Source organism: Sphingomonas sp. ABOLH, from assembly GCF_003951715.1.
GTDB lineage: Bacteria > Pseudomonadota > Alphaproteobacteria > Sphingomonadales > Sphingomonadaceae > Sphingomonas > Sphingomonas hankookensis_A.
Genome location: NZ_QQWV01000030.1, coordinates 31,157 through 45,301, shown reverse-complemented (window position 1 = coordinate 45,301; position 14,145 = coordinate 31,157). Strand labels below are relative to the sequence as shown.

The window sequence follows — 14,145 nt, the reverse complement described above, 5'->3', positions numbered from 1 at the left end:
GGTGATCGCGGGGCTGATCGCGGTGTTTTCGTAAGGTCCGCGGCCTTCCGTTCTCTTTCCCGTTTGCTTCGAGCGCAGGTTCGAGCCTTGTCGAGAACCGAAGTCGAGAAGGGGGTGCCTCAAACGGGGCGTTCTCGACGGGCGCTTCTCGACAAGCTCGAAGCTGCTCGAACCAAACGGTTGGGGTTGGGGTTGGGCGCGGGAGAGGGCGTTCAGTCCTCGCCCCCCAGCATCAGCCCAGCCGTCGCCTTGGCGCTTCCCACGACCCCGGGAATCCCCGCGCCCGGATGGGTGCCGGCCCCGACCACATACAGATTCGGGATATCGTCATCGCGGTTGTGCGCGCGGAAATAGGCGCTCTGGGTCAGGATCGGCTCCAGCGAGAAGGCCGATCCCTGATAGGCGTTCAGGTCGTGGGTGAAGTCGCTCGGCATATAGCTGAACTTCGTCACGATCCGGTCGTGAATGTCGGGGATCAGGCGGCGGCCGACTTCATCGAGAATGCGCTTTTCGAGGATCGGGCCGATCTGGTCCCAGTCGACCGGGAACTTGCCAGTGTGCGGCACCGGGCACAGCGCGTAGAAGGTCGAATGCCCCTCCGGCGCCACCGACGGGTCGGTGACGGTCGGATGATGGAGATAGAGCGAGAAGTCCTCGCTCAGCACGCCATGGTCGTAAATGTCGGCGAGCAGCCCCTTATAGCGCGGGCCGAACAGGATCATGTGGTGGGGGATGCCCGGCCATGTGCCCTTGATGCCGAAATGGACGACGAACAGCGACGGCGAGAAGCGCTTCTTCTCCAGCCGCTGCACCTTGCGCTGCGCGCTGCGCGAACCGGACAGCAGGTCCTTGTAGCTGTGCATCAGGTCGGCATTGGTCGCGACCATGTCGGCGCCGATCACCACGCCGCCCTTCGTCGTCACCCCCGTCGCGCGGTCGCCGAGCGTGTCGATGCTCTTGACCGGATCGCCGAGCATCAACGTGCCGCCGAGCTTTTCGAACAGGCGGACCATGCCGGCGACCAGCTTGTTGGTCCCCCCTTGCGCGAACCACACGCCGCCGTCGCGCTCCAGCTTGTGGATCAGCGCATAGATGCTGCTGGTCTTCATCGGATCGCCGCCGACCAGCAGGGTGTGGAACGACAGCGCTTGGCGCAACTTGTCGTTCTTCACGAACGACGACACGATCGAATAGACCGAGCGCCACGCCTGGTACTTCGCCAGCGCCGGCGCGGCCTTGATCATCGAGGCGAAGTCGAGGAACGGCACGTGGCCGAGCTTCACATAGCCTTCCTCGTACACCCCCGCCGAATATTCGAGGAAGCGGGCATAGCCGGCGAGATCGCCCGGATCGAGCTTGGCGATTTCGGAGCGCAGCAGCGTGTCGTCGTTGGTGTAGTCGAAATTGGTGCCGTCGGGCCAGTTGAGCCGGTAGAAGGGCGACACCGGTTCCAGCGTCACGTCCTCGGCCATGTCGCGGCCGGTCAGCTGCCAGAGTTCCTGCAACGCCTCGGGGGCGGTGATGACCGTCGGGCCGGCGTCGAAGACGAAGCCGTCGCGCTCCCAATAATAGGCGCGGCCGCCGGGCTTGTCGCGCCCCTCGACCAACGTCGTCTGCACGCCCGCCGACTGCAGCCGGATGGCGAGCGCGAGGCCGCCGAACCCTGCGCCGATAACGACTGCCGTCTTCACCCCTGTCTCCCCATCAACGCCTGCACCGCGCGCCCGATCGGCACCGGCGGTTTCCCGATCAGCACCCGGGCCTGATCGAACAAATTCGATTGCCCGGCATAGAAGCGTCCGATCAGCGCCGCGTCCAGCCGGTAGAAGCGTTCGAGCACGCGGTAGCGTTCCACAGGGTCCGCCGCGCGGAACAACATTGTCGCAAGCATCCGGTAGAAGCCGCGCTTTTTCCACAGCGACGCCGCATAATCATGGGTCAGCGTGTGGAGCGCTCCGCCCGACCAGTCCGAACTGTCGGCGACCAGCTGCGCCAGACGTACGGCGTCGGGCAGCGAATAGCCGGTCAGCGGATGGAACAGCCCGGCGCGCATCCCGCCCTTTGCCACGCGATTGCCGCCAGAACGCCAATATTCCTCGAAATCGCCGCCCATCGCGACCGGGAGCACGCCGGTTTCGCTGCGCCCGACGGTGGCCGCGTCCCAGCCCTTTGCGGCGGCATAGGCGGCGATGCGTCCCGCCAGCACCTGCGTGTCGAGGTCGGGGGTGTCGCTATAATATGTGTCCTCGACGAACAGCGTCGAGGCATCGAACGGCAGGGTGTAGAGGAAGCGATAGCCGTCGATCTGCTCGACCGATCCGTCCATCACGATCGGGCGTTCGACGCCGTGGGGATAGGCGGTGTGCAACTCCATCCCCATGAACTTCTGCCAGCCGAGGTCGAGATGCGACAGGTCGCCGGGGCCGCGACAGTCGATCACCCCCTGCGCCTCCACCCGGTCGCCGTCCGCCAGCACGACGGCGGTCGGACTGGCTCCCAGCACCCGCGCCGACGCCATCAGCGTTTCACTTGGCAGCGTATCGCGCAGCACCGTGTCGAGCCGTTCGGACGTGATCGAATAATAGGTGGTGTCGAGGGTGCGGGCATGCGCCGGAAAGGCGATGTCGTAGCCGCGCCAGCCATGGGCGACGAGCGGCGCCACCAGTGCGCGCTGTTCGGTCGCGACGTCGCTGCCGAAGAACGACCAGACATGGTTGCCGCCGAAGTGCGCCGCCCCCTCGATCAGGCGGATGCGCGCATCGGGCCGCCGCTTCGCCGCCGCCAGCGCGATGAGGGCGCCGGACAATCCCCCGCCGACGATGGCGAGGTCGCATTGATGGATGGTTGGCATGGGGGGGCAGTAGGGGAGCGAAGTCGCGGTAGCAACGGCGGAAATCCGGCTTGCCCGATGGGGTGGGGCTTCAGCGTGCGGCAGCCGCTGTCGATAGTCGGTGTGATTTCCTCGTCACCCCGGGCTTGACCCCGGGGTCCCGCTTCTTCTTCTACAGCCGGCCGAGCGAGAAGCGGGACCCCAGGGTCAAGCCCGGGGTGACGGTGGGGTTGCGGAGGGCGATCGCTTCCCACAGGCGGGGAGGATCTAAGCCTGTCCTCCCCGCCCACAATCCGCTACAGGGCCCCCATGTCGATCCCGCTGGCTATCCTGTTGTCCGCCGTGGCGATGACGCTGATCGTGGGCGTGCGCTATCTGCTTGCCTCGGCCGGTTTCGCCTTTGCCACGCGCGTGCGGCATCCGGGGCTGTATCGCGGCCTCGATCCGCAGATCGCCAAGGAGATTCGCTGGTCGCTGCTGTCCGCTGCCATTTACGGCATCCCCGCCGGCATCGTCGCCTGGGGGTGGCAGCATCGCGGCTGGACGGCGATCTACCGTGACGTCGACGCGTACCCGTTATGGTATCTGCCGCTGTCGGTGCTGCTCTATCTCTTTGCGCACGACACCTGGTTCTATTGGACCCATCGCTGGATGCACCGGCCGAAATGGTTTCGCATCGCCCATGCCGTCCACCATGCCAGCCGCCCGCCGACCGCGTGGGCGGCGATGGCGTTTCACCCCATCGAGGCGCTGACCGGTGCTGTGGTAATTCCGCTACTCGTCTTCGTCATTCCGATTCATATCGGTGCACTGGCATTGGTGCTGACGACCATGACGGTTATGGGCGTCACCAACCACATGGGATGGGAAATGTTCCCCCGGTTCATGTGGGCGGGGCGATTGGGGGGCTGGCTGATTACCGCCAGCCATCATCAGAGGCATCATGAACGCTATGGCTGCAATTTCGGGCTCTATTTCCGCTTCTGGGACCGGCTGTGCGGCACCGATGGCGGGCTTGGCGACTTCGAAAAAGAGCGCGCGCGCGCGGCGCGTCGCGCTGGCGGTGCTGGCGCTGGCGCTGTTGCCGGGGGCGATGCCGACCGGCACGCTTGACGTCCGGGTCAGCGACCTGCGTTCGACCAAGGGCGTGATCCGCCTCTGCCTGACCGCCGACCCCAAGAATTTTCCCGGCTGCACCGACGACCGCAACGCCGTCACCCGCACCTTCGCCGCCAATGCCGGCGGCGTGCGGATCGCGGGGCTGGGACGCGGCGACTATGCCGTGTCGGTGATCCATGACGAAAACAACAATGCGAAGCTCGACACCTTTGCCGGCATCCCGCGCGAAGGTTTCGGCTTTTCGCGCAATCCGGCGATCCGCTTCGGTCCGCCCAAGTTCAGCGCGGCGGAATTCCCGCTGGCGGGTGATGTAACCATGCAACAGGTACGGATTCGCTATCTGCTATAGTAGAAAGGACGGACCGAAGTCGGCAACGTAGCGTTACGCGGCTGTAATATTTGCCGGAGCTACGCCCTTGCGCGCCATTTTCGCCGCCGTCCTGACTGCCGCCGCCGCTGTTGCCGCCCCCGCCTTTGCGCAGGAAGCGGCCGGGCCGGCGGTGCCCGCCTCCGCCATGCCGAACGACGATACCGGCGGCGATTTCTATGTCGTCGGGATCGGCGCGGCGGTGCTGCCCGATTATGAAGGGTCGGACGATTACGGCTTCACGCCGGTCCCCGCCGCCACCGGCCGGGTATCGGGGTTCAATTTCCTGCTGGCCGGCAACCGCGCCAGCGTCGACCTGATCCGCGACGGGGTCGGCCCGACCTGGGATTTCCAGGCGGGGCCGATCGCGGTGGTGAGCCTGAACCGCAACACGACCAAGGGCATCGACGATGCGCAGGTCCGTGCGCTGGGCAAGGTCGGCACCGCGATCGAACTGGGCGGTTATGTCGGCATCGGCAAGACCGGGGTCATCACCTCGCAGTTCGACCGGCTGTCGGCGTCGATCAGCTATCGCAAGGACGTGGCGGGCGGGCATGGCTCGACCGTGCTGGCACCGACCGTGACCTATGTCACGCCGCTCAGCCTCAAGGCGATTGCCGGCATCTTCGTATCGGGCGAGCGCGTCGGCGAAGGCTATGCCGACAATTATTTCTCGATCACCCCGTCCCAGTCGTTCGCCAGCGGCCTGCCGGTCTACAATGCGCGGGGCGGGTGGAAGAACTGGACGCTCGGCGCGATCGGCGGCCATTCGATCAGCGGCGACCTGCGCTCGGGCTGGCAGCTGTTCGGCACGGTCGTCTATCGCAAGCTGCTCAACGACTTTGCCGACAGCCCGATCGTGGCGCGCAACGGGTCGAGCAACCAGTGGCTGGGCGCGGTGGGTGTGGCCTATAGCTTTTGAGGCAATGAGGGACCGATAGAACCCAGCTTCGTCACCCCGGACTTGATCCGGGGTCCCGCTTACTTTGCAACCGGGCAAGAGGAAGCGGGACCCCGGCTCAAGGCCGGGGTGACGGTGTATATGGGCTGAGCGTCAGCACGCCAGCCGGCCGTCGGTGATGGCGCTTTGGTCGAACAGGAACAGGATCTTCGGATCAGGCAGATCCTGTTCGTGGGCGATGGCGTCCGGGGCGATGCGGGCGACGACATGGGCGAGGGCGGCGATGCGGGCAGGCTTCTTGTGGTCGGCGCGGATGCAATGCCAGGGCGACAGCGCGGTGTGGGTGCGCGAGAGCATGCGGTCGCGCGCCGCGGAATAATCGTCCCACCGCTCCTGCGCCACCGCGTCGAGGTCCGAGACCTTGAGCTGCTTCAACGGATCGGTCCGCCGCGCGTCGAGCCGGGCCTTCTGCTCCTCGCGCGAGATGTCGAGCCAGAGTTTGACCAGGCGAATGCCGCTTTCGATCAGCATCCGTTCGAAATCGGGGGCGTCGCGCAGGAAGGATTCCTGTTCGGTCGCGGTCGAAAAGCCCATGACCGTCTCGACGCCCGCGCGATTATACCATGACCGGTTGAGGATCACGATCTCGCCCGCCGCCGGCAGATGCGCGACATAGCGCTGGAAATACCATTGCGAGCGTTCGCGGTCGGACGGCTTGGGCAGCGCGACGATGCGGGTCGAGCGGGTCGAGAGATGCTCGACCATCCGCTTGATCGTGCCGTCCTTGCCCGCGCCGTCGCGGCCTTCGAGCAGGATCACCACACGTTCGCCGCTCTTGGCTGCCGCGAGCTGGGTCTCCACCAGCGCCAGCTGCAACGCGTGCAGCCGCGATTCATAGACGTGCTTCTTCATCGCGCGCAGCATGACATGCGCGCCGTGCCGCCGAAAGCGGTTTGGCGCGCTCAGGCGGGGCGAACCGGCTGGCGCAGGATCGTGCGCAGCCGGGCGGGCGCGGTCCTGCGCGGGTCGCTCAGGTAGATTTCATGGTGCGGCCCGGCGAAGGTGAGGTTTAGGGCGGGCATGACCGTGTCGTGCAGGCGGTGCAGGACCGGTCCCTCTTCGTCATAGCTGCCGATGTGCAGAATCTGGAGCGAACGCCCTTCGGCCAGGGGTTCGAAGCGCAGCGAGGGCGGGCGGTCGTCGCGCTTTGCCAGCATCTTCGCGACCGCTTGCTCGAACAGGGCCGGTGTTACGAAGTCGGGCGCCATGATCATGACCGTCCAGTGCCAGCGGTCCTTTTCGCGGCGGACGAAGCTGCCCGGATCGTCCGACCACCACAGCGCCTCCAGCGGCGGCACGACATAGTCGCGGCTGAGCGTCGCCTTTGCGGCGAACTTCATCGCATAGCTGACGCCGTAGAGCCATTCGACGGCAGTGCGATAGGCGGCGGCGGTGTTCGGATCGCCCGCACCGTCGACCTTCACGAACGTCATGGGCGGGACGACGATATCGGCGAAATCGCGTGTCGGCGGGTGGTAGAGGTCGCGAAACTGTCGCTTCAGATCGATCTTTTCCATGGGTGCTCCTTCGGAGTTCACAGGCGATGTTCGACCAGGAAGAGGCCCAGTTCGACGCGGAAGCGGTCCTGCGCCTCGATCTGCGCCAGATGGCCGCAATCGGGCACGATCACGAGGCGCGCACGCGGCATCTGGGCGGCGGCGCGACGCGAATCGGCGGGGGCGACCAGGCGGTCGTTCGCGCCGTGGAAGAACAGGGTGGGGGCCGGGATCGACCCGACGCGGTCGCTCAGGTCGTTTCGCAGGTGGGTGGGCGCGAGCGACGCCTGGTTATAGCGCAGATAGGCGATGCCCGCCTGGTCGCGGGCCGCTTCCCGGACGAAGCGTTCTGCGATCCCGGGCGGCAGGGTCGCGGGATCGGCCACCATGCGGCGGATGAGCTGCCCGACATGGCGGTTGCCCCAGCGCACCAGCGGCAACAGCAGCGCGTCGGGCAACTGCGCCGCCGCCCATGCCAGCAGCTGCACGGCAGGATTGCGGACCCGCGGCGCAAGGCCGCCGGGCGCGACGAGGACGAGACCCGCGACCCGATCGGGCGAGCGCAGCGCGAGGTTCAGCGCGACATCGCCGCCCATCGACACCCCGGCGACGATGACGCGATCGACCCCGACGCGATCGAGTGCATCGCCGACGATATCCGCCATCGCCGCCGCGCTGCCCACCGGGTCGAGCGACAGGCTGGCGCCGAAGCCCGGCAGGTCGGGCGCGACGACCATCCGGTCGGCGGACAGGGGCCCGATCAGCCGCGCCCAGGCGATCGCGGCCCGGTCCATGCCGCCGCCATGGATCAGGACGATCGGCAGGCGTGGACCAGCCTGTCCGGCGACGATGACGCCAACGGCACCGGCCCGCGTCGGCACGCGCCGGATCGGCAGCGAGCACGCGTCGCCGATCATCGTCGGCTCACCGGTTCGGCGCACCGACCGCGAGGCGGTGCGCCTGACGGATCATCAGCGCAGCGTCGCATCGGGCTTGCGGCCCTGTTCGACCCATCCGCGCAGCGCGTTCCACGCGGCCAGCGTCTGCGTCTTGTCGAAGCCGCAATGGGTATAGCCCTCGATCCCGCCGATGGGCAGCGGGGCGCGGGTCGCAGGGACGGTGAACTGGGTGAGCTTCGCGGTCCGCCCCGCCTTTGCCACCGCGGCGGCGAGCATCGCTTCCTGCGCATAGGGCACGAGCGAATCGATGCGGTTGTGGATCGTCACCAACGGCGCGCCGATCCGGCCGGTGGCGGTGCGCCATTCGCGCAGATAGGCGAGCGCGCGCGGTGCCGCCGTCACCCGCTGGATATCGCGGTTCAGCGCGGCATTCTCCTCCGCCGACAGCGACGATGCGCGATAGGTTTTGCCGACATTGCCATGGAACCATCCACCGGCGGTCGCGGCCATGTCCTCGGCACCCAGCGCGGCGGTGACCAGCGGATAGGCGAGCGAGGCAGCGTCATAGTCGAAGCCGCCGATCTCGGTGACGGCGCGCACGATCCGCGCCTCGCGGCCGTTCGGGTCCTTTTGTGCAGCGGTCCATAGCGCCAGCGGCGGCATGCCGACCTTGGCGATCTGACCGAAGACATAGGCCTGCGCGGCGGCATCGGGCGTGCCGGCGGGCGGCAGCGGCGAGACCGCGTCGCGGCGGACGTCGGCATTGCCGGGCAGCGCATAGGGCGTGCCCCGGGTCAGCACGGCATAGGCGAGGCGCATGTCGATCAGCCGGCCGAGGATATCCTGCCAGCTGGCGACGACGCCGCAGCGCGCGAACCCGCCGGCGAACGCGGTCGGATAGCGTTCGAGCAGCGTGACCACGATCCCGCCGCCCATCGAATCACCCATCGCATAGATGCGCTTGCCGCCCATCTGCGCCAGCAGGTCGCGCAGCCGGGCGGTGGCTTTCGTGCCCGCTTCGACGCCCAGCCCCGCCTTGGCATAGGCGCTGTGGCCGACGGCATAGCCCTGGCGATAGGCTTCGCCGAGCGCGCCGGTGCCCGGTCCCTTGTCGACCGGATCGGGGGATACCGCGACCGGGGTGCCGGGGGTCGAATAGCCATGGGCGTAGAGCAGGCCGTCGCCCGACCACCCCTTGGGAAAGGCCAGCGCGAACTGGTTGCCGTCGAGCCGGCCGTTGATCGTCACGCCGCCGTCGGCGCGGGGCGTCGCGGTGACGTCGACGGCGCCCAGCCGCGTCGCCTGTGCCGTGAGCGTCTGCTGCCGCGCGGCGGGTGCGTCCTGCGCGGCGGCGGGCGGAATCGGGGCGGCCGCGAGCGCAGCACCGGCGAGGAGCAGGGACATCAGGGGAAAGGCGCGCATCGGGCGTACTCCGTGTTTAACGAGGGCGGCGGCCGAGATGCCGGTCGAAGAAGCGGGCGACCAGGCGAAAGGCTTCGGTCGATTCGGGCATGTCGGGCCACATGAAGAAAGCGTGGGGCAGGCCGTCGAACAGTTGCAACTCGCTCGCCACGCCGGCAGCGGTCAGGCGGCGATGGGCGAGGGTCAGCGCGCTGACCGCGAAGTCGCGTCCGCCCGCCAGCAGCAGCGTCGGCGGCATCGCGTGGGTTTCGGTGTCCGAGCGCAGCGGATAGGCGGCAGGGTCGTCAGCCGCCACGCCCGCCATATAGGGGGTCGGCAAGGTCGCGGGCAGAACGGGCGTCGGCAACGCCTCTTCCCCGGTCATCGGCCCGGCCCAATGGGGGCTGTCGCCCGAATAGGGCGCGCCGGTGCCGCAAAAGGTCCCGATCGCGCCGGGGCGGGGCAGTCCGATGCGGCGGAGCCATGCGGTCGCCTGCGCGGTGATGACACCGCCCGCCGAACAGCCATAGATGCCGATATTTTCCGGCCGATGCGTTTTGAGCAGGGCGCGATAGATCGCCGCCACATCCTGCGACGCCGCCGGATAGCGATGTTCGGGCGCCAGCCGATAGTCGAGCGTGACGACCCGCACCCGCATCGTCGCCGCGATCGGGATCGCCTCGACCAGCGCGCCGCTGCCCGATCCCCAGAGAAAGGCACCGCCATGGACGTTGATAAGCACGCGACCGGCATTGCCGGGGGCGATGCCGGCCACCGGATCGACGATGGTGACGGGGACGCCCGCGATACGCTCCCGCCGTTCGCGCGTAGCGAAATGGCGGCGCATCTCGGCGCGGCGGCGGTCGTTCCATTGCTGGTAGAAGGCGCGTTGCTGCGCGAGGTCGCCGGCAATGGTCTTGGGCGCGGTTTCCGCCTGCATCCGCACCAGCACCGTGCGCGCCTCGTCGCTCAGCTGGCTGGACGGGGGCAGGGTGAAGGCGGGCACCGCCACCGATTGCGCCATCGCCGGTGCGCTCCCCAAGCCGATCAGGGCGATCGTCAAGTCGACAAGGAAGCGGTGCAGGGTCATCGTACCGCATCCGCCGCGGGCCGGCGCCCGGTGCGGACCCAGCTGCGCATCGCATCGAACGCGGCGATGTTCTGCGCGGGCGTGAACCCGCAATGGGTATAGCCGGTCAGCCCGCCGGGCAGCGGGATCGTCGTCGGCGGCACCGCATATTGCGCCAGCCGCGCGCTGTTGCCGGCGGCGGCGGCGATCCGGCCCAGCCCCTGCGTCTGCGCGAACGGCACCAGCGAATCGATCGTCTGGTGGACGGTGACCAGCGGGATACGGAACCGGCCCGTCGCCTCATGCCAGCGCCGGGCATAGGCGACCGCGCGCGGATCGGCATCATAGCGCTGCATCCGGCGGTTGAAGTCCGCCGCCTGCGCCGCATCCATTTCAGGCGGGGCATAGACGGTGTCGCGGTTGCCGATCGGCAGGCCGCCCATCGTCGCACGGATATCGTCCATACCGAGCGCGGCGGACGAGATCGGTGCGCCCAGCGCCGCCGGGTCGGGCGCGAAGCCGCCGATCGCCGCCATCTGCCGGATGATGCGCGCTTCCGGTCCCTGCGGGTTCGCCTTCGCGGCGAGGAACAGCGCGAGGATCGGCGACAGCAGCTTCATCTTCTGCGCTTCGCGAAACGCCTCACCCGATGTCGGATCGCCGGGGGGCGGCACGATCGGCAGCGCCGAGCGGGTCAGGTCCTTGCCGCCCGGCAACGCATAGGGCGTACCGGCGGTCAGCACGTCATAGGCGCCGCGCATGTCGGCCAGTTGCCGGAACATCGTCAGCCACCCCTGCGTCACGCCGCACATCGCGACCGCGCCGGAAAAGGCGTTGGGGTGGTTCTCGATCAGCGACAGGACGATGTTGCCGCCCATCGACCCGCCTACCGCGTAGAAGCGCTTCGCCCCCAGCTTCGCCGCCAATGCGCGCAGCCGCATGGTGTTGCGGGTCGCCGTTTCGGTCGCGATGCCGTTCTTGTCGACCGCGGCGATGCCGCTGGCGATCCCCTGCGCATAGAGATGCTTGAACAGCCCGCCGCCGGGGTCCTTGGCCAACGGATCGGTGGGTACGCTGGGCGGCGTGCCCGGCAGAGCATAGCCCTGTCCGAACAGCACCGTCTCGCCGGTCCAGTTCGACGGGATCGTCAGGACGAAGCGGCGTCCCTCGACGCTGCCGTGCAGGATCATGCCGCCGCCGGGTGCCGCCGTCGCGGCGAGGGCGGTGGCGCCGGCCGCGCGTGCCTTTGCCTGCAAGGCAGTCTGGGCAGCGGTCGGCTGGAAGGTGGGTGGTGCCTGCCGGGCAATGCCGGTGCCGGCCAGCAGGGCGACGGGAAGGAGGATCGCGTGGCGCATCATGGCCGCTCCCCTCAGAAGCGATAGCGGAGCTGGACGCCATATTGCGCCGGCTCGCCATAGATCGAGCCGATAAAGCCCGAATTATTGTAGCTGGGATTGGCGGTCACGCGGTACGCCCGGTCGAGGATGTTGGTGCCGTAGAAGGCGAGGTCGAGCGGGAAGCCGCGCACTTCGCGCCAGTCGAGCCGGACGTTGAGCAGGCCGTAGCCGGCGATGGTGTCGAACGGCTGCGCCTCCGGCGTGACGCGCTGGCTGGTCTGGTACGACCAGTTGCCGCTCAGCTGCAACGTCCCCTCCTGTTCCGGAATCGGCAGGTCGAGGCTGGCGGTCAGATTGTACTTGTGCTTCGGCACGAACGAGAACGGCGTGCCGGCCAGGTCGCGGCTCGGCTGCGCGGCGGTCAGCGCCTGCGGGATCGCGGGGATCGCGATCGTGTCATATTGCAGATACTTGGCCGAGTTGTACGAATAGGTCGCGCCGAGCGTCACGCCCTTGACCGGGACCAGCATGCCTTCGAACTCCAGTCCCATCACCCGCGCGCGCTGGGCATTGGTCAGGATGTCCGAACCGGGGATCGCCGCGCGCTGGATCACCTGGATATCGTTGTACCAGGTATAGAAGGCGGCGAGGTTGGTGCGAGCGCGCACGTCGCCGAAGGTCCAGTCGCGCTTCAGCCCGACTTCGGCATCGGTCACCTGTTCGGGCTTCACCGCGAACAGCGGGTGGTCTTCGCCCAAAAACAGCGACACGATCGGGTTGCTCGCCCCAGACTTGTAGCCCCGCCGCGAGACGGCATAGAGCAGGGTCTGCGGATCGGCCTGCCAGTCGAGGCCCAGCTGCCAGGTCGGCCCGTTGCTGGTGCCGCGGAAGGTCGCAGCGGTGCAGTTCGGGTATTTGAGCGTGGGCACGCGCCCGGCCGCGACCGCCCGGTATGCGTCATAGACGCACAGCCCGGCGTTCAGCCCGACGATCTGCGCCGCCTGTGCCGGGTTGATGATGCCGAGCGCGGCGAGCCGGTTGAAGACCTGATAGCTTGCCGGATCCTGATAGCTCTGGATATCACCGCCGAATTCGTCCCACGTCCAGCGAAAGCCGGCGGTGGCGGTCAGCGTCGGCACGATCTTGTACTGGACCTGCGCATAGGCCGCCTTGCTGTGCCCGTCGACATGGGCGCTCGGTTGCAGGGTCAGCGCGGGGACGAGCGGGCTGGTGAGGCCGAGCGCCGCCTGCAACGGCTGCGGAATCAGCAGCGGGCCGCCGCCGAGGATACCGCCGGCCTGCAACGGGTTGACCGTCGCAAAGGTGAGCGGCGCGGGGGTCTTCTGGTCGAGGAAGAAGCCGCCTGCCTGTACGCGGAGCGTGCCGTTGTCGTAGCGGGCCTGCACCTCTTCGGTGATGGTGCGCAAATTGTTGTTCCAGCTGCCCGGATAGGCGCCGAGCAGGTCGGCGATCGGCAGCGTCGTCGAATCGCGATCGGTGGCGCTGGTCGAGCGGGTGCGGGCGTAGCTGAAGATGTTCTTGAGCGTGAAGGTATCGCTGACGCGCCATTCGGTGTTGTTGAGGACGAGGAAGTTCTTGGCCTTCTCGAACGTGGGCACGCTCAGCGCCGTCCGGCGGACGCCGCGCGCCTGCTGCGCGGCGAGATAGGGTTGCAGGAGCGCGGCATAGGGGCGGGCGGGATTGACCGCGAGCAGGATGCTGCCGCCGCCATTTTCGTCCACTTCCTGATAGCTGACGGCGGTATAGTTGCTGATCGTCGCCGACGGATCGAACTGGATGCCGAGGCGCAGGCTGAAATTGTTGCGGTTGAGATAGTCGCGGCCGGTCACGACGTCGCGGACATAGCCTTCGCGCTGGTCCAGTTGTCCCGCGACGCGGATCGCGAGCATGTCGTCGACGATCGGCACGTTCAGCGCACCCTGCACGCTCTTGCGCTCAAGGTTGCCGATCGTGCCGTCGACATAGCCTTCGACCCGGTTCATCCGTGGCCGCTGCGGCTCCAGCAGGACGGCACCACCGGTCGTGTTGCGCCCGAACAGCGTGCCCTGCGGCCCTTTGAGCACCTGGAGCGAGGCGAGGTCGTAGAAATTGCCCGGGCCGCTGACGCTGGTGGGCACTTCGGCGAAATAGCCGACCACGCCCGGACCGCTGCCCGCCCCCGGACCGCCGGTGCCGCCCATGCCGCGGATGGTATAGGTTTCCTGGTTGCGCGCGACATCGCCGACCACCGATAGCGACGGGGTGAAATTCTGCAGGTCGGTGCCGTTGTTGATCCCCTTTTCCCGGATCGCATCCTGCGAGAAGGCGGTGATCGCGACGGGCACGCGCTGGCCGCGTTCGGCGGTGCGCCGCGCGGTGACGACGATGTCGCCGATGCTGTCATCCTCCTGCGCAGGTGCCGCGGTCGGTTCCGCCACCGGTGCGACCGCCGCCGTGCGATCCGCGACCGGCATCCGCGTCACGGCGATCGCGCCGCTGCGATCGCGATGCAGGACGAGACCCGACCCGCCGACGACCGCCCGTAACGCCGCCATCGCGTCCAGCTTTCCGCGAACCCCGCGCGAGCGCAGCGCATCGACTTCGTCGCTGCGATAGAGCACCGGCGTACCCGCCTGGCGCGACCAGGCATCGAGCGCCGCCCGCAT

General features: G+C 67.9%; 12 protein-coding genes. 3 read left to right on the top strand and 9 right to left on the bottom strand.

Annotated elements, in window-relative coordinates:
• Positions 1-212: 212 nt before the first annotated feature.
• Both CA237_RS13695 and crtY read right to left on the bottom strand, forming a co-directional pair.
• Positions 213-1,691: a phytoene desaturase gene (locus tag CA237_RS13695; RefSeq protein ID WP_126014386.1), complete on the bottom strand. Its 1,479-nt coding sequence runs from the start codon at positions 1,689-1,691 to the stop codon at positions 213-215.
• Entirely contained in the window at positions 1,688-2,851 is a 1,164-nt protein-coding gene (crtY, locus tag CA237_RS13690; protein WP_066689962.1) for a lycopene beta-cyclase CrtY, read from the bottom strand. The genes CA237_RS13695 and crtY overlap by 4 nt, the downstream gene beginning before the upstream one ends.
• Before the next feature lie 294 nt (positions 2,852-3,145).
• Between crtY and CA237_RS13685 the strand changes: the two genes are divergently transcribed.
• The 3 genes from CA237_RS13685 (at position 3,146) to CA237_RS13675 (ending at position 5,238) form a co-directional block, all read left to right on the top strand.
• Positions 3,146-3,943: a sterol desaturase family protein gene (locus tag CA237_RS13685; protein WP_126014388.1), complete on the top strand. Its 798-nt coding sequence runs from the start codon at positions 3,146-3,148 to the stop codon at positions 3,941-3,943.
• Positions 3,846-4,298 (top strand): DUF2141 domain-containing protein, encoded by a 453-nt coding sequence (locus CA237_RS13680; RefSeq protein ID WP_332307311.1) that lies wholly within the window; start codon positions 3,846-3,848, stop codon positions 4,296-4,298. Before CA237_RS13685 ends, CA237_RS13680 begins: the two co-directional genes overlap by 98 nt.
• A gap of 67 nt (positions 4,299-4,365) precedes the next feature.
• Positions 4,366-5,238, top strand: a complete 873-nt coding sequence (locus tag CA237_RS13675) for a MipA/OmpV family protein (RefSeq protein WP_066689968.1) — start codon at positions 4,366-4,368, stop codon at positions 5,236-5,238.
• 132 nt (positions 5,239-5,370) lie between these two features.
• Here the strand turns inward: CA237_RS13675 and ppk2 are convergent, their stop codons facing one another.
• Genes ppk2 through CA237_RS13640 form a run of 7 tightly spaced genes read right to left on the bottom strand, consistent with a single transcriptional unit; the run spans position 5,371 to position 14,145 of the window.
• Entirely contained in the window at positions 5,371-6,141 is a 771-nt protein-coding gene (gene ppk2, locus CA237_RS13670) for a polyphosphate kinase 2 (RefSeq protein WP_232307940.1), read from the bottom strand.
• Positions 6,142-6,179: 38 nt separating this feature from the next.
• On the bottom strand, positions 6,180-6,794 hold the full coding sequence (locus CA237_RS13665) for a GyrI-like domain-containing protein (protein WP_126014384.1): 615 nt from the start codon (positions 6,792-6,794) through the stop codon (positions 6,180-6,182).
• Positions 6,795-6,811: 17 nt separating this feature from the next.
• On the bottom strand, positions 6,812-7,690 hold the full coding sequence (locus tag CA237_RS13660; RefSeq protein ID WP_066689972.1) for an alpha/beta fold hydrolase: 879 nt from the start codon (positions 7,688-7,690) through the stop codon (positions 6,812-6,814).
• 54 nt (positions 7,691-7,744) lie between these two features.
• Positions 7,745-9,094, bottom strand: a complete 1,350-nt coding sequence (locus tag CA237_RS13655) for a hypothetical protein (RefSeq protein WP_126014382.1) — start codon at positions 9,092-9,094, stop codon at positions 7,745-7,747.
• Positions 9,095-9,110: 16 nt separating this feature from the next.
• On the bottom strand, positions 9,111-10,163 hold the full coding sequence (locus CA237_RS13650) for an alpha/beta hydrolase (RefSeq protein ID WP_066689976.1): 1,053 nt from the start codon (positions 10,161-10,163) through the stop codon (positions 9,111-9,113).
• Entirely contained in the window at positions 10,160-11,500 is a 1,341-nt protein-coding gene (locus tag CA237_RS13645) for an alpha/beta fold hydrolase (RefSeq protein WP_066689977.1), read from the bottom strand. Before CA237_RS13645 ends, CA237_RS13650 begins: the two co-directional genes overlap by 4 nt.
• Before the next feature lie 11 nt (positions 11,501-11,511).
• On the bottom strand, positions 11,512-14,145 hold the full coding sequence (locus tag CA237_RS13640) for a TonB-dependent receptor (RefSeq protein ID WP_126014380.1): 2,634 nt from the start codon (positions 14,143-14,145) through the stop codon (positions 11,512-11,514).